The sequence below is a fragment of the Pseudomonas abietaniphila genome (genome assembly GCF_900100795.1).
In the GTDB taxonomy this organism is placed as follows: Bacteria; Pseudomonadota; Gammaproteobacteria; order Pseudomonadales; family Pseudomonadaceae; genus Aquipseudomonas; species Aquipseudomonas abietaniphila.
Genome location: NZ_FNCO01000014.1, coordinates 1 through 15370, shown reverse-complemented (window position 1 = coordinate 15370; position 15370 = coordinate 1). Strand labels below are relative to the sequence as shown.

Sequence of the window (15370 nt, the reverse complement as noted above, 5' to 3'; positions counted from 1 at the left end):
ATCTCGGGATCGGTGGCGGCGGGCGTGTGTTCGCGGACAGTGCGTCCAACGCGCTGGGCGCTACGAACCGGTGCAACGGGTCAACCCCCTGTGGGCGAATTCATTCACAAGGGGCCTGTACAGCAGATGCCTCTTTATCGGCTGAAATAGCGTTCGCGAAGGCATTCACTCCCACAAAAGAAGGCCGTATCAGGCCTGTCTTGAAACCTTTATTTACAACCAGCACTCTCAACCGCTTGAACAGTTAAACCTTCATGGATGTGCGGCCTGGGTCGCAGAGGCGAAAAGGCAGCGATGGGCACGATACTCAAGCAAGAAAAGTTTCTTCTGTTGGCGGTGATTGCGACCTGCTTCGCGTACCCGTTCGAACATCAATTACTGGGGCACGGCAACACCGTCGCGCTGATCGCAGGCATCGCGCTGGTAGGGTTCATCGTCTGCGCCTCCATGCGCGTGGCGCATCACGCCGAATTGCTCGCGGAAAAAGTCGGCGACCCCTATGGCACGATGATCCTGACCCTGTCAGCGGTATTGGTAGAGGTGGTCATCCTGGCGATCATGATGAGCAACGAGCCGTCACCGACGCTGGTGCGCGACACGATTTACTCAGCCGTCATGCTCGACATCAACGGGATTCTCGGGCTGGCGGCGTTAATGGGCGGGCTCAAGCACGGCGAGCAGTCCTATAACGATGATTCGGCGCGGTCCTACAGTGTGATGATCCTGACGGCGATGGCCGTGTCGATGGTCGTGCCCGAATTCATTCCGGAGTCGAAATGGAAGGTCTATTCGGCGTTTACCATTGGCGCGATGGTCCTGCTCTACGGCTTGTTTTTACGCATGCAGGTCGGGCCCCACAGTTACTTCTTCAGTTACAGCTACCCCGACAAGAAACGCCGCAAGGATCAGCCTGAACAGCCGAGCGAACCGGTGAACCTGCCCTTGTCCATCGGCACGCTGGTGTTCGGCGTGGTGATCATCGGTGCGCTGGCGGAGGTCATGTCGAAGACGGTCGATCTGGGTCTTGAAGGCAGCGGCGCGCCGCCGGTGATGACCGCGATTCTGGTCGCAGCGATTTCCGCCGCGCCCGAGATTCTTACGGCCCTGCGAGCCGCACTGGCAAACCGCATGCAGTCGGTGGTCAACATCGCGTTGGGTGCGTCTTTGTCGACGGTGATTCTGACGGTGCCGGTGATGGAGGCGATGGCGCTGTACACCGGCCAGCCGTTCCAGATGGCGATGACGCCGGTGCAGACCGTGATGATCCTCGTCACGCTGGTGGTCAGCGCCATCAACCTGAATGACGGCGAGACCAACGCCATCGAAGGCATGACTCACTTCGTGTTGTTCGCGACCTTCGTCATGCTGTCGTTGCTGGGGTTGTGACGGCCTGGCTTCTGGCCGCACGCCAGAAGCCGGATGCACCGTCAGCCGTTGATCAGCTCAGCCGCCGCCTGCCGGTGGTCTGCGATCAACCCTTTCAGGTCCAGCCCTTCGACCTGACCGTCGATCACGCGCCACTGGCCGCCAATCATCACGCGATCCGCCCGATCCGCCCCGCACAGCAACAGCGCGGAGAGCGGATCATGGCTGCCTGAGAAACGCAGTTCGTCCAGCTTGAACATCGCAAGGTCGGCTTGTTTCCCGACTGCCAGTTCGCCGATATCGCTGCGGCCCAGCAGGGTCGCCGAGCCTTTGCTCGCCCAGCCCAACGCCAGTTGCGGGGTGATCTTTTCTGCCCCGTAGCGCAACCGCTGCAGGTACAGCGCCTGCTTGGCTTCCAGCATCATGTTCGATGCGTCGTTGGAGGCCGATCCGTCCACGCCCAAACCGATCGGCGCGCCGGCTGCGATCAGGTCCAGTGTCGGGCAGATGCCCGACGCCAGGCGCATGTTCGAACTTGGGCAGTGGCAGATCCCGGTGCCGGCCTGGCCGAGTCGCGCGATCTCCTGCTCGTTGAAATGAATGCCGTGAGCCAGCCAGGTGCGCGGTCCGAGCCACCCGACGCTGTCCAGATAATCCACGGTGCGCAGGCCGAAGCGTTGCAGGCAGAAGTCCTCTTCATCCAGCGTTTCCGCCAAGTGCGTGTGCAGACGAACGTCGAGCTTTTCGGCCAGCACTGCGCTCTCGGACATGATTTCAGTGGTCACCGAAAACGGCGAGCAAGGCGCCAGCGCAATCTGGATTTGCGCGCCGTCGCCGCGTTCGTGATAGGTGTCGATCAGGCGTTGGCTGTCGTCCAGAATCACCTGTCCTTGCTGCACGGTCTGTTGCGGCGGCAAACCGCCGTCGGCTTCGCCCAGACTCATCGAGCCGCGCGTTAGCATCGCGCGCATGCCCAGTTCACGGACGCTCTGCACCTGGACGTCGATGGCGTTTTCCAGACCGTCCGGGAACAGGTAGTGGTGATCGGCCGCGGTGGTGCAGCCCGACAACAGCAATTCGGTCAGCGCGACTTTCGTGGCCAGCGCCAGCTTTTCTGGAGTAAGGCGCGCCCACACCGGGTACAGCGTTTTCAACCATGGAAACAACGGCTGATTGACGACCGGCGCCCAGGCACGGGTCAGGGCTTGATAGAAGTGGTGATGGGTATTGATCAGGCCCGGCAGCAGCACATGTTCACGGGCATCGAACGTTTGATAGCACGGCGCAGAAGGCGATTGGCCGGCCGCGAGCATTTCGACAATGACACCGTTTTCCACCACCAACCCGCCTCGGGCATCAAGGTCGTTGGCGGTAAACACAGCAAGGGGATTTTTCAACCAGATACGGATCGCAGGCATTGGCCGGCTCCTCTGAAAGTGGGTTCAGGTCGCCAGCTCAGTGTTGCCCTGTCTGCTGATCCAGGGTCGCCGCGGCTTCGAATGAGCCGCGAGGCGAGGGTGCGGAGTTTAGAGCTGAGTTGACCTTTCGATCAAGTATTGGCATTCACCTTTTGGTCAGCACCAGGACGCGGTTTTTTGACCGCTACAAACCTGTGGGAGACGTCGCAGGTTACGACGGCAGCGAATGCGGCAGGTCGGTCGATGTGAATACACCTGACCCAACGCATTCGCCAGCAAGCCTGCTCCTGCGATCCTATGGCGTCACCAAGGAATCGTCTCACCTTTGTAGTTCACGAAGTGATGGCCGCCTTCTCCTGCAAACCGCTCAAGCTGCTCGACCAGCCCGCGCACACTGGTGTCCACGTCGATGTCGGCGCCTTCGCCGCCCATGGCCGTGCGGACCCAGCCCGGGTGCATCGACAGCACCGTAGGCTTGTTGTCGCCCAATTGAGTGACGAAGGTGTTGGTCATCGAGTTCAGCGCCGCTTTGCTGGCCTTGTACAGCGCCATTTCCGGCGCGTCGGGCATCGTGACGCTGCCCAGCACCGAGCTCATGAACGCGATGATGCCGGTGTTCGGGCGGATCTGATTGACGAAGCGTTTGGCCAGACGAATAGGGGCAACCGCGTTGGTCAGGAACAACTGACCCAGCTCGCCAGCAGTGGCGTCGGTCGGGTTATCGTGTTTAGGGCCCATGATGCCGGCGTTGACGAACAGCACGTCGTACACCTGACCTTTGAGGTTATGGGTAAGCACCTCCAGCGACGATTGCTCGTCCATGTCCAGCGTCTGCAGGTGCACGCCAGGCACGGCTTTCAATTCTTCAGCCTTGTGCGGATCGCGAACGGTCGCGGTGACCTCCCAGCCTTGCTCGGTCAGGCGTTTGACCAGGCCGAGACCCAAACCTCGGGAGGCGCCGATGATCAATGCAGTTTTGTTGGCAGGCATGAAGTTAACTCCTTGGAAAACGAAACGAGGCAGCATCAGGAGAGTTGACCGCGGCGGGCTCCAGGAATTTGGTTTTCCGGCGCAACGGTCGTCCTCTTGCGTGAATCAGTGCCCCGACTGCCAAGGCTGTCCCAGGGACACCGGTGCGTACAGTCGGGTGCGCAGTGCATTGCGCGACAGTAACACCAGCACCACGATGGTCGCGACATACGGCAGCATCGCCAGCAGGTTCGAAGGGATCGCCAGGCCGATGCCTTGAGCGACCAGGTACAGGATGCTGGCGAAGCCGAACAGATACGCGCCCAACAACACCCGTGCGACGCGCCAACTGGCGAACACCACCAGCGCCAAGGCAATCCAGCCACGGCCCGCGCTCATGTTTTCCGCCCACATCGGTGTATACGCCAGCGACAGATAAGCGCCGGCGAGGCCGGCCATTGCACCGCCGAACAGCACCGCCAGGGTGCGAACGAGCAGCACGGGCAGGCCCATCGCACTCGCTGCGTCAGGGTTTTCGCCCACCGCCTGGATAATCAACCCCGCACGGCTTTTCAGCAGCGTCCAGGCCACCACCGCGAACATCGCGAAGGACAGGTAAACCAGGATGTCTTGCGCGAAAAGCATCCGCCCGATCAGCGGAATATCGCTCAAGTAAGGAATGGCCAGCGGCTCGAACCCCGACAGCGGTTTACCAACCCAGGCGGCGCCGACGAAACTGGAAAGCCCGACGCCAAAGATCGTCAGTGCCAACCCCGTCGCGACTTGATTGGCGTTGAACACCAGCGCTACCAGCGCGAACAGCGACGAAAGCAGCATGCCCGCCAGGATCGCCAGCAAGACACCCAGCCACAGACTGCCCGTGCTGAACGCAACGATGAAACCGATCACCGCACCGAACAGCATCATGCCTTCCTGACCGAGGTTGAGAACGCCGCTCTTCTCACAGACCAGCTCCCCCAGCGCCACCAGCAACAGCGGCGTGCCGCAACGCACCGTGGCGAAAAAGATATTACTCAGCAGATCGATATCCATCACACGGCTCCCGGCACAGCGGCCATCTGGCGGCGGGCCCAGCGCAGTTTGAGGCGCGGGCGGTAGAGAATCAGCACATCACAGGCCAGCAGGAAGAACAGCATCATGCCCTGAAACAGTTGTGTAATGGCCTGCGGCAAATTAAGGGTCATCTGCGCGCTTTCGCCGCCCAGATACAGCAACGCCATCAACAGGCTCGAGAACAGAATCCCGATCGGATTGAGCCGGCCAAGAAAAGCCACGGTGATCGCGGCGTAGCCGTACCCCGGCGACACCTGAGGCACCAATTGACCGATCGGGCCGGTCACCTCGCAGACACCTGCCAACCCGGCCAGTGCGCCACTGATCATCAACGCGAGCCAGACGAGCCGCTTTTCACGAAAGCCGACGAACCCGGCGGCGCGTTTGTCCAGGCCGAGGACCTTGATCTGGAAGCCTACAAAGCTGCGCTGCAGCAACACCCAGACCGCGACCAGCGCGAGCAGGGCGAAATAAACCCCGGCGTGTAAGCGACCGTCTTCGGTCAGCAGCGGCAGGCGACTGGCGTCGCCGAACATGGCGGACTCAGGGAAATTCATGCCTGCCGGATCTTTCAGCGGGCCATGGACGAAATACAGCAACAGGTTCAGCGCAATGTAGTTGAGCATGATGCTGGTGAGGATTTCATTGGCGTTGAACTGCGTGCGCAACCAAGCCGTCAGGCCAGCCCATGCGGCACCTGCCGTGATGCCTATCAACAGAATCGGCACCAGCACCCAGCGGCTGTCGATGTCGATCACGTTGACCGCCACGGCACTGCCTGCCAGAGCGCCGATCAGCAATTGACCTTCGGCGCCGATGTTCCAGATCCGCGCCTGGTATGCCACGGCCAGACCCAGCGCGCACAGCAGAATCGGCAAGGTCTTGACCATCAGTTCGGACACGCCATAGAGGTCGCTGACCGGTGCGATCAACAAGGTGTGCAGGGTCAGCAGCGGATCGAGTCCGAGCGCGATGAACAGCAACGATCCCGACGCCAGGCTCAGCATGGCCGCCAGCACGGGCGAAAACCACAACATGGCACGCGACTCTCGGCCGCGCGATTCCAGTGAAAGCAGCATGGGAGTCTCCTTTAAATGTGCGACGCGGCGTCGGGTTGAGGTAAATGACCGGTGTCGAATTGCCCGGCCATCCAGCCGCCGATCTGCACCTGCGTGGTTTGCGCGGTCGGCACCAGCGTCGACAGGCGGCCGCCTGACAACGCCCCGACCCGATCACTGATCTGAAACAACTCGTCGAGGTCTTCGGAGATCACCACAATGGCCGCGCCGGCGTCGCGCAAGGCAATCAACGCACGATGAATGGCGGCTGCCGCGCCCACATCCACGCCCCAGGTCGGGTGCGCGGCCACCAGCAGTTTGGGGTTTTGCAGGATTTCGCGGCCCAGGATGAATTTCTGCAGGTTGCCGCCTGACAGACTTCGGGCGGCGGTTCGCGCGTCCGGTGTTTTCACCGCAAAGCGCTCGATGATGGTGTGAGCCAAGGCCTCAACCTTGCCGCGCTGGATGAGGCCCTTGCTGACAAGTCCCTGCTGAAAAGCGGTCAACAGCGCGTTATCCGCCAGGCTCATGTCCGGTACGGCGCCATGGCCCAGGCGTTCGGCGGGCACGAAGGCCAGGCCTTGTCGACGTCGGACGTCCGGGCGCAGATGAGCAACGCCTTGCTCGCCAAACCGGATGCGCTGCGCTTGCGCCCGGCTTAATGTTTGCTCGCCGCTCAGCAGCGCAAGTAATTCATCCTGGCCATTACCGGCGACCCCGGCGATGCCGACGATCTCCGCGCTGCGCACCTGCAGATCAACCTCGATCAGCGAGCAGCCGAACGGGTCCGGGTTGTGCCAAGACAGCTTTTCCACGTGCAGAAAAGGCGCGTTGCCCGCGGCTTTCGGATACTGAGCGACCAAACCTTGCGCATCACCCACCATCAAGCGCGCCAGTTGCAGATCGCTGCATTCATTGGGCACGCAATGCCCCGACACCTTGCCGCCACGCAACACCGTCGCGCTGTGGCACAGCGCGCGCACCTCGCCCAGCTTGTGGCTGATGAAGAGGATGCTGCAGCCTTCTTCGGCCAGTCGACGCAGGGTGACAAACAAGTCCTGAGCTTCTTGCGGCGTCAGCACCGACGTCGGCTCATCAAGAATCAGCAGGCGAATGTCTTGCATCAGGCAACGGATGATTTCGACTTTTTGCCGCTCACCGATAGACAGGCTATGCACCAGACGTTGAGGCTCGACGGCCATGCCGTAACGCTGCGAAACCTCGCGAATTTCCGGCTCCAGTTGTTTCGGCGTACCGGCGGCAGCGCCCATCGCCAAGGCGATGTTCTGCGCGACAGTCAGCGTCTCGAACAACGAAAAATGCTGGAACACCATCCCGATGCCGAGCGCCCGGGCTTGAGCGGGGTTGCGCATGGAAAGCGGCTGACCTTGCCAGATGATCTGCCCGGCATCGGGCTGGACCACGCCGTAGATGATTTTCATCAAGGTGCTTTTGCCCGCGCCATTTTCGCCGAGCAACGCGTGGATCTCGCCGGGCTGGATGGTCAGGTCGATGGCATCGTTGGCAAGACATCCTGGATATTGCTTGGTGATGTGGCGCAGTTGCAGGCGCGGGTGAGTCGTTGAATGAGGCATGACGGGCTCGATTACAAAGGATCGCTACTGCACTTAGCAATTTCTTGGCCAGCTGGTCAGGTTTTTAGCGCGGTATTGATAGGTGGGTACCACGATCCGCTCTGAATCCGGCTGGGACATGGCATGCAGGCGGCCGGCCCAGGAACCTTATCCCTCGCCGGAACGCCCTTGCACGTTGAACAGATAGATTCGTGGGGGGCGCAGGAGCACCATGACTGGGCGCCGCATTTCACTGGCGAGTCAATTTGGTTCAATAAACTTGTATGAAAAATGACCAGTCGGCGGCGAGCAAGATATCCCCGGCACTGTGGACAGCGTTGCACCTGTTATCCACAGGTTGTTCCACAGTTAATGTGCGCAAGCTCAAATACTGGGTATAAGCCCGCGCAGAGTAGGAGCGGGTGGCGATAAGGCACTCTAACACCCTGTTTTCTGGTCTATTTATACGGTGGATAAGTGGTTTGGTTAAAAAATAACCAGAACCCGCTAACCCATGTGAATCAAGGCCTGCGGGGGTATGTGCTCAGCTTGTCCACAGGCGGATGCACAGTAGTTGTGGGCAACCGTCACATCCTCAAGAACGCGCAACGGGTCAGATCAGAGGTCGGGTTTGCGCTGGAGCACGATGCGTCCGCGACTGAGGTCAGAAAGCTGGCGCTGCAAGGTGTCGATCTGCTCAGGCCCTACCGCGATTGAGAGCGCGACGCCATTGGAGAGGAAATCTTCGTTTCCCACCACGCCATTGAGTTCGGCGAGCCGCAACTTCACCAGCGCCAGTTCGCTGAACGTGCAGTCTAAGGTCAATGAGACACGATTGATCAGTGGCAAGCGTGCGGCCTGTTGCAGGCATTTATTGGCCCCGCCACCATAGGCCCGCGCCAATCCGCCGGTGCCCAACTGGATTCCGCCGTACCAGCGAATCACCAGCACCACGACCTGGTCGAAATCCTGCGCTTCAATGGCCGCCAGAATCGGCCGACCGGCCGTACCACCCGGCTCGCCGTCGTCCGTGCTGCGGTATTGCGCACCCAGTTTCCAGGCCCAGCAGTTATGCGTGGCATTGAAGTCACTGTTCTGCTCGATGAACGCTTGAGCGTCGGCCGGGCTGTTGATGGGCGCCGCAAGCGTTATGAAGCGGCTCTTGCGAATCTCCTCGCGAAATTCGCAAGGGCCGACGAGGGTTGAAGGCATTGACGGTTCCAGCCAGACGCTAAGGTGGTTCGTGGATCAGACCGGTGGCGTGAGCCCGCAACCCTTGAGGATGATGCGAATCAGGTTATTGCCCGCTTCTTCCATGTCTTGCTTGGTCAGGCGTGTACGGCCGGTGACCTGGCAGATCTGCGTGGCGAAGTCAGCGTAATGCTGCGTGCTGCCCCACAGCAGGAAGATCAGGTGAACCGGATCGACCGGGTCCATTTTGCCTGCGTCAATCCAGGCCTGAAACACGCCGGCCCGCCCCTGAAACCATTGGCGATAATCCTGGCTGAAGTACTCGTTCAGGCATTCGCCGCCACTGATGATTTCCATCGCGAAGATGCGAGAAGCCTGCGGCTGGCGACGGGAGAATTCCATTTTTGCGCGGATGTAATGGGCCAAGGCCTGCGCCGGATCGTCTTCAACCTTCAAATGGTTGAAGGTGCTGTCCCACAGTTGAATGATGTTACTCAGGACCGCGATGTACAGACCTAGCTTGTTGGTGAAGTAATAGTGCAGGTTGGCTTTTGGCAGGCCTGCATTCTGCGCGATCGTGTTCATGCTGGTGCCTTTGAATCCGTGACGGGCGAACTCGTCCTCGGCAGCTTTCATGATCGCTTCTTCATTCTTTTGACGAATGCGGCTCGCCGGTTTGGTGGCGCTGGCGCTGTGAGCAGGGACTTCAAGGGTCATGGGCGGTTCCAGACGGATCATTGGGTGCGACGGGGTGAACAGATAACGCACCCGTGACAATCCGACAAGCGTTGGCAGTGGAAATTAGTGCTCCAATGCCTCCATCTCCTGCTTTTTTTCTGCAAGGGTCTCTTTGCTCTCTGGCAACAACAGACACATCGCAATCGCCGTCAGACCGCCACTGGTGATCGCCGAATCAAACAGGTTTTGTACCAGCTGTGGCAAATGGTGCAGCAAGGTCGGTTGCGCGGCGATGCCCAGGCCGACGCCGAACGACGTCGCAATGATCAACATGCTGCGGCGATCCAGCGTGGATTGCGCCAGGATCCGAACGCCAGCGGCGGCCACGCTGCCGAACATCACCAGGGTCGCGCCGCCCAGCACGGGCTTCGGGATTTGCTGAAGAATCGCACCGATGACCGGGAAAAGTCCGAGTAGAAAAAGGATCGCGCCGATGTAGAGCCCTACATAACGACTGGCAACGCCCGTGAGCTGAATCACGCCATTATTCTGGGCGAACGTGGTGTTGGGAAAGGCGCTGAAGGTGGCGGCGATCATGCAACTCACGCCATCACCCAGTACGCCGCCTTTGAGACGGGCAATGTAACCAGGGCCTTTGATCGGTTCGCGAGAAAGCATGCAGTTGGCGGTCAGGTCGCCGACGGTTTCGATACTGCTGATCAGATATATCAGTGCGACCGGCAGGAATGCCGACCAGTCAAAATTGAATCCGAACCGGAAAGGCATAGGCATGCTGATCAACGCAACGCCGCTGATGGCGTGGGGCGTGAGTTTTCCACAGAACCATGCCGCGATGCTCCCGACCGCAAGCCCGATGATGATTGCCGACAGACGCACCCACGGGGGGCTGGAGCGGTTAAGCAGAATGATCACCAACAGCACGAAAACGCCCAGCGCAAGGTTGATCGGCTCGCCAAAATCGGGGGCGTTGAAGCCTCCGCCCAAGTCAGTCACGCCGACCTTGATCAGGCTGACGCCGATCAGCGTGATCACGATGCCGGTCACCAACGGCGTGATGATGCGGCGCAACTGGCCGATAAAACGGCTGAGGACAATCTGCACGATGGCGCCGAAGAAACACACACCGAACACCATCGCCATGATGTCTTCGGGGCTGCCACCACGCTGCTTGACCATGAACCCCGCTGACAGCACCGCGCCGAGAAACGCGAAGCTGGTCCCTTGCAGGCAAATCATTCCCGCACCGATACCGAACGGACGACGCGCCTGGATGAACGTGCCAACACCTGAAACCATCAACGCCATGCTGATCAGGTAAGGCAAGTAAGCGCCCAGTCCTAATGCCGACCCGATGATCAGTGGCGGCGTGATGATGCCGACGAAGGCCGCGAGCACGTGCTGAATGGCAGCCAGGGTCGCGGGTGCCGGGCTGGGTCTGTCGTTGAGGCCGTAGATCAGGTCGTTATTGTCGGGCGCTTCAGGCTGCATGCTGGACTCTCGGTTTTTGTGTTTGGCCATGTCGGCGATGCGCGTGAGATCGTCTCGCGCTATACCGACACTGGCCGTTGTTGCAAAAACCTGTCCAGTCGATCAGGTAGCTACTGTTCTATATTGTTTATCTTTATGAAAAATAACGATTTTAAAATTTATAAACGCATTCTAGATCGCGTTTAGTTCTGTCGGTGTAGCGCTTTTCGGCCTCATCGTGTGGCAGCCAGACTTTCCAGAAAACTTTCCAGCACCAAATGGGGGCGACGCCCCTTTCGTGTCACGGTTACAAGACTCAGGTCATAAAATCGGGACTGCGGCTTTAACGCTCTCAATCTGCCTTGCTGGACCCAGAAGCTCGCGTAGTGGTCCGGCAGATACCCCATATAGCGTCCTGTGAGAATCAGAAATGCCATGCCTTCCCGGTCCGAAGCGCTGGCGGTGCATTTGAGCGCCTGGTAGTGAGCCTGAATGTCCGCAGGCAAACGAAAGGTCGGTGCGATGGCCTCCTGATCGGCGAGACGGTCATCACCCAGTTGCGCGTCATCGACGTAAAACAATGGATGACCTACGGCGCAGTAGAGCAGGGAGCGTTCACTGTAGAGCGGCTGGTATTCAAGGCCGGACAAGGCGCTGGCCTGGGGCACAACGCCGACATGCAAACTGCCATCGAGCACGCCTTGCTCCACTTCGTTGGGCGCGATCATGCGGATGTTGATGTGCACATCCGGTCCACGCTCCTTGAGTTGTGACAGCGCGTGGGTGATTCGCATGTGGGGAAGGGTGACCAGGTTATCCGTCAGGCCAATGTTCAGCTCGCCGCGCAGGTGTCGGTGAAGGCCATTTACTTCTGTGCGAAAACTTTCCAGCGCACTTAATAGCTGCAGTGACGACTGATAGACCTCACGGCCTTCTTCTGTCAGAGAAAACCCCGCGCGGCCACGTTGACACAAGCGTAAACCCAGACGCTGCTCCAGATCGCTCATCTGTTGGCTGATCGCCGAGCGACCAATGCCCAGCGCGCTTTCGGCGGCAGAGAAGCCCCCCGATTCGACTACGCTTCGAAAGATGCGCAGCAGGCGGATATCAAAGTCGCTGACTTGTGCCAGTGGATCGGAACGTCGTGTGCTCATAGTTTAGTAATCGGCCAACTAAAGATCATAAAAGCAGGGTTTTCCAGACTTTATGCCCGTGGCAAGTTAGCTGCAACCCGGTCCTGCTCCCTGCGCTGGCTTAACTGTGCGAAGACAGGCCACCCACACCCTTGTGAGGTTAATTCCAATGAATATGCCTGAATCGTCCGATATGTCTCTGGCCAGCCAGCTGAAGCTTGATGCGCACTGGATGCCCTACACCGCCAACCGCAATTTCCAGCGCGATCCTCGACTGATCGTTGCAGCGCATGGCAGTTACCTGACAGACGATAAAGGTCGCAAGATTTACGACGGCTTGTCCGGCCTGTGGACCTGCGGCGCCGGTCATACCCGCAAGGAGATTCAGGAAGCCGTTGCCAAGCAGCTGGGCACACTCGATTACTCGCCGGCTTTCCAGTTCGGCCATCCACTGTCCTTCCAACTGGCGGAAAAGATCACCGATCTGACGCCAGGCAATCTGAATCACGTCTTCTATACCGACTCCGGCTCTGAGTGCGCTGACACCGCCGTGAAAATGGTTCGTGCGTACTGGCGCCTCAAAGGTCAGGCGACCAAGACCAAGATGATTGGCCGTGCCCGGGGTTATCACGGCGTGAACATCGCAGGCACCAGCCTGGGTGGTGTTAACGGCAACCGTAAGATGTTCGGTCAGTTGATGGACGTCGACCACCTGCCTCACACCTTGCTTGCCAGCAATGCCTACTCTCGCGGCATGCCGGAACAGGGTGGCGTCGCCTTGGCCGATGAAATGCTGAAGTTGATCGAGCTGCACGACGCCTCGAATATCGCCGCAGTCATCGTCGAGCCGATGGCGGGGTCTGCGGGCGTGATCGTTCCGCCCCAGGGCTACCTCAAACGCCTGCGCGAAATCTGCGATCAACACAACATCCTGCTGATCTTCGACGAAGTCATCACCGGCTTTGGCCGCACGGGTTCGATGTTCGGTGCTGACAGCTTCGGTGTGACCCCTGATCTGATGTGTATCGCCAAGCAAGTCACCAACGGTGCAATCCCGATGGGTGCGGTGATTGCGAGCAGCGAGATCTACCAGACGTTCATGAATCAGCCAACGCCTGAATACGCGGTCGAATTCCCTCACGGTTACACCTATTCGGCACACCCGGTCGCGTGTGCAGCCGGCCTTGCCGCGCTGGAGATCCTCCAACGTGAAAACCTGGTGCAGCAAGTCGCGGAAACCGCGCCGCACTTCGAAAACTCGCTGCATGGTCTCAAAGGCAGCAAGAACGTGGTCGATATCCGCAACTATGGCTTGGCAGGCGCGGTTCAGCTCGCGGCGCGCGACGGCGACATGATCGTTCGTCCTTTTGAGACGGCTATGAAGCTGTGGAAAGCCGGTTTCTATGTGCGCTTTGGCGGCGACACTCTGCAGTTCGGGCCAACGTTCAACAGCAAGCCGCAGGATCTGGATCGCATGTTCGATGCGGTGGGCGAAGCGCTCAATCAGATCGACTGATTCCCTCTCTTTTATCAACAGGCGCAGCGTGGGCTGCGCTTGCGGGCTACTTTTTTTCGGAGTTAAGGCATGAGCACCATTCAACACCTGATTCATGGCGAGTTTGTCAGCGACACCGGTCGTACCGCCGACGTCTTCAACCCGTCCACTGGTCAGGCGATTCACAAGGTTCCCTTGGCCAGCCGTGAAACCGTGCAGCAGGCTATCGACTCGGCCAAAGCCGCCTTTCCAGCGTGGCGCAATACGCCGCCCGCCAAGCGCGCTCAGGTGATGTTCCGTTTCAAGCAACTGCTGGAGCAGAACGAGGCTCGTATTGCTCAATTGATCAGTGAGGAGCACGGCAAGACCCTGGAAGATGCGGCGGGTGAGCTCAAGCGTGGTATTGAGAACGTCGAATACGCCAGCGCCGCGCCGGAAATCCTCAAGGGCGAGTACAGCCGCAACGTCGGTCCCAACATTGACGCATGGTCCGATTTCCAGCCACTGGGTGTCGTCGCCGGCATCACGCCATTCAACTTCCCCGCCATGGTGCCGCTGTGGATGTACCCGCTGGCGATTGCTTGCGGCAACTGCTTCATCCTCAAGCCTTCCGAGCGTGATCCAAGCTCCACGCTGTTGATCGCTCAATTGCTGCACGAAGCAGGCTTGCCCAAGGGCGTATTGAACGTTGTGCATGGCGACAAAGCTGCGGTCGACGCGCTGATCGAGGCGCCGGAAGTCAAAGCGCTGAGTTTTGTAGGCTCAACGCCGATTGCCGAGTACATCTATAAAGAAGCGACTGCACGCGGCAAACGCGTTCAGGCGTTGGGCGGTGCGAAGAACCATGCCGTGCTGATGCCGGATGCCGATCTGGACAACGCCGTGAGTGCATTGATGGGCGCGGCCTACGGTTCCTGCGGTGAACGCTGCATGGCCATTTCGGTGGCTGTGTGCGTAGGCGATCAGGTTGCCGACGCGTTGGTCGCCAAACTCGTGCCGCAGATCAAGGCGCTGAAAATTGGTGCAGGCACGACGTGCGGGCTGGACATGGGGCCGTTGGTGACAGGGCAGCATCGCGACAAAGTCAGTGGCTATATAGAAGACGGTGTCAGTGCCGGTGCCAAGCTGGTTGTGGATGGTCGTGGCCTGACGGTTTCAGGTCATGAAGACGGCTTCTTCCTGGGTGGTTGCCTGTTCGACCAGGTCACTCCCGAGATGCGTATCTATAAAGAAGAGATCTTCGGTCCGGTGCTGTGCATCGTACGGGTGAACAGCCTTGAGCAAGCCATGCAACTGATCAACGATCACGAATACGGCAATGGCACCTGCATCTTCACTCGTGATGGCGAGGCGGCGCGCCTGTTTTGCGATGAGATCGAAGTCGGCATGGTCGGCGTCAACGTTCCGCTGCCAGTCCCTGTGGCGTATCACAGCTTTGGCGGATGGAAGCGTTCCTTGTTTGGCGATCTCCATGCGTATGGCCCCGATGGCGTGCGTTTTTATACCCGCCGCAAGGCGATTACGCAGCGCTGGCCTCAACGCGCAAGCCATGAGGCTTCGCAATTCGCATTCCCAAGCTTGTAATCGTGTCTGGAAAGGGGCGGGCCGAAAGGCTCGCCCCTTTGAGTTTGAGGCTATTTCTGACCGATATGACAATTTAATGAAAATAGGGGTTGACGCTCCTCTGAATGTCTCTATAATTCGCCCCACTTCCGGCGCAGAAGAAACGGAAAACTCCTTGATAATCAACGAGTTGGACGAAGTAAGCAGCGAGGAAGCGCTTCGGTTCAGATGCTTGAATCGACAGCGGTGAGAAAGGAGTTGACAGCAGGTTGTAACGCTGTAGAATTCGCCTCCCGCTGACGTGAGACGGTAAGTCGAACGAAGCGCAAGTGGTTGAAGTTGCAAAGGAAACTTTGAAAACTTC

Annotated in this window: 13 protein-coding genes; 3 read left to right on the top strand and 10 right to left on the bottom strand. The window is 59.2% G+C overall.

What is annotated here, in order from left to right; translation table 11 throughout:
- The first annotated feature begins 294 nt into the window (after positions 1-294).
- Complete coding sequence (locus tag BLS87_RS23520) at positions 295-1386, top strand: calcium:cation antiporter (protein ID WP_074756523.1); 1092 nt, start codon at positions 295-297, stop codon at positions 1384-1386.
- Positions 1387-1427: 41 nt separating this feature from the next.
- On the opposite strand, the gene BLS87_RS23515 is transcribed toward BLS87_RS23520, so the two are convergent.
- The 9 genes from BLS87_RS23515 to BLS87_RS23475 form a co-directional block, all read right to left on the bottom strand.
- On the bottom strand, positions 1428-2783 hold the full coding sequence (locus BLS87_RS23515; RefSeq protein ID WP_074756199.1) for an 8-oxoguanine deaminase: 1356 nt from the start codon (positions 2781-2783) through the stop codon (positions 1428-1430).
- A gap of 303 nt (positions 2784-3086) precedes the next feature.
- The gene (locus tag BLS87_RS23510; protein ID WP_074756197.1) at positions 3087-3773 is read right to left on the bottom strand and encodes an SDR family oxidoreductase; all 687 of its coding nucleotides are present in this window, start codon (positions 3771-3773) and stop codon (positions 3087-3089) included.
- A 105-nt stretch (positions 3774-3878) separates the two neighbouring features.
- Positions 3879-4805: an ABC transporter permease gene (locus tag BLS87_RS23505; protein WP_074756195.1), complete on the bottom strand. Its 927-nt coding sequence runs from the start codon at positions 4803-4805 to the stop codon at positions 3879-3881.
- Positions 4805-5905 (bottom strand): ABC transporter permease, encoded by a 1101-nt coding sequence (locus BLS87_RS23500; RefSeq protein WP_074756193.1) that lies wholly within the window; start codon positions 5903-5905, stop codon positions 4805-4807. Before BLS87_RS23500 ends, BLS87_RS23505 begins: the two co-directional genes overlap by 1 nt.
- A gap of 11 nt (positions 5906-5916) precedes the next feature.
- Positions 5917-7479, bottom strand: coding sequence for an ABC transporter ATP-binding protein (locus BLS87_RS23495; RefSeq protein WP_074756191.1), 1563 nt, complete (start codon positions 7477-7479; stop codon positions 5917-5919).
- A 597-nt stretch (positions 7480-8076) separates the two neighbouring features.
- Positions 8077-8670 (bottom strand): IMPACT family protein, encoded by a 594-nt coding sequence (locus BLS87_RS23490; protein WP_074756189.1) that lies wholly within the window; start codon positions 8668-8670, stop codon positions 8077-8079.
- Positions 8671-8706: 36 nt separating this feature from the next.
- On the bottom strand, positions 8707-9366 hold the full coding sequence (locus BLS87_RS23485) for a TetR/AcrR family transcriptional regulator (protein WP_074756187.1): 660 nt from the start codon (positions 9364-9366) through the stop codon (positions 8707-8709).
- An 84-nt stretch (positions 9367-9450) separates the two neighbouring features.
- Entirely contained in the window at positions 9451-10836 is a 1386-nt protein-coding gene (locus tag BLS87_RS23480; RefSeq protein ID WP_074756521.1) for a uracil-xanthine permease family protein, read from the bottom strand.
- Positions 10837-11048: 212 nt separating this feature from the next.
- The gene (locus BLS87_RS23475) at positions 11049-11969 is read right to left on the bottom strand and encodes a LysR family transcriptional regulator (protein WP_074756185.1); all 921 of its coding nucleotides are present in this window, start codon (positions 11967-11969) and stop codon (positions 11049-11051) included.
- Positions 11970-12117: 148 nt separating this feature from the next.
- Between BLS87_RS23475 and aptA the strand changes: the two genes are divergently transcribed.
- Positions 12118-13464, top strand: a complete 1347-nt coding sequence (gene aptA, locus BLS87_RS23470) for an omega-aminotransferase AptA (protein ID WP_074756183.1) — start codon at positions 12118-12120, stop codon at positions 13462-13464.
- A gap of 69 nt (positions 13465-13533) precedes the next feature.
- On the top strand, positions 13534-15027 hold the full coding sequence (locus BLS87_RS23465; RefSeq protein WP_074756181.1) for a CoA-acylating methylmalonate-semialdehyde dehydrogenase: 1494 nt from the start codon (positions 13534-13536) through the stop codon (positions 15025-15027).
- Between the two features lie 73 nt (positions 15028-15100).
- Here the strand turns inward: BLS87_RS23465 and BLS87_RS34460 are convergent.
- Positions 15101-15370, bottom strand: a 270-nt coding sequence (locus BLS87_RS34460; protein ID WP_208605192.1) for a hypothetical protein, incomplete at its 5' end; no start/stop codon positions are given.

Coding starts and splice junctions, on each gene's coding strand:
- BLS87_RS23515 (WP_074756199.1), bottom strand. CDS start 2,783: ATGCCTGCGATCCGTATCTGGTTGAAAAATCCCCTTGCTGTGTTTACC.
- BLS87_RS23505 (WP_074756195.1), bottom strand. CDS start 4,805: ATGGATATCGATCTGCTGAGTAATATCTTTTTCGCCACGGTGCGTTGC.
- BLS87_RS23480 (WP_074756521.1), bottom strand. CDS start 10,836: ATGCAGCCTGAAGCGCCCGACAATAACGACCTGATCTACGGCCTCAAC.
- BLS87_RS23495 (WP_074756191.1), bottom strand. CDS start 7,479: ATGCCTCATTCAACGACTCACCCGCGCCTGCAACTGCGCCACATCACC.
- BLS87_RS23510 (WP_074756197.1), bottom strand. CDS start 3,773: ATGCCTGCCAACAAAACTGCATTGATCATCGGCGCCTCCCGAGGTTTG.
- BLS87_RS23485 (WP_074756187.1), bottom strand. CDS start 9,366: ATGACCCTTGAAGTCCCTGCTCACAGCGCCAGCGCCACCAAACCGGCG.
- BLS87_RS23520 (WP_074756523.1), top strand. CDS start 295: ATGGGCACGATACTCAAGCAAGAAAAGTTTCTTCTGTTGGCGGTGATT.
- BLS87_RS23490 (WP_074756189.1), bottom strand. CDS start 8,670: ATGCCTTCAACCCTCGTCGGCCCTTGCGAATTTCGCGAGGAGATTCGC.
- BLS87_RS23465 (WP_074756181.1), top strand. CDS start 13,534: ATGAGCACCATTCAACACCTGATTCATGGCGAGTTTGTCAGCGACACC.
- BLS87_RS23475 (WP_074756185.1), bottom strand. CDS start 11,969: ATGAGCACACGACGTTCCGATCCACTGGCACAAGTCAGCGACTTTGAT.
- BLS87_RS23500 (WP_074756193.1), bottom strand. CDS start 5,905: ATGCTGCTTTCACTGGAATCGCGCGGCCGAGAGTCGCGTGCCATGTTG.
- aptA (WP_074756183.1), top strand. CDS start 12,118: ATGAATATGCCTGAATCGTCCGATATGTCTCTGGCCAGCCAGCTGAAG.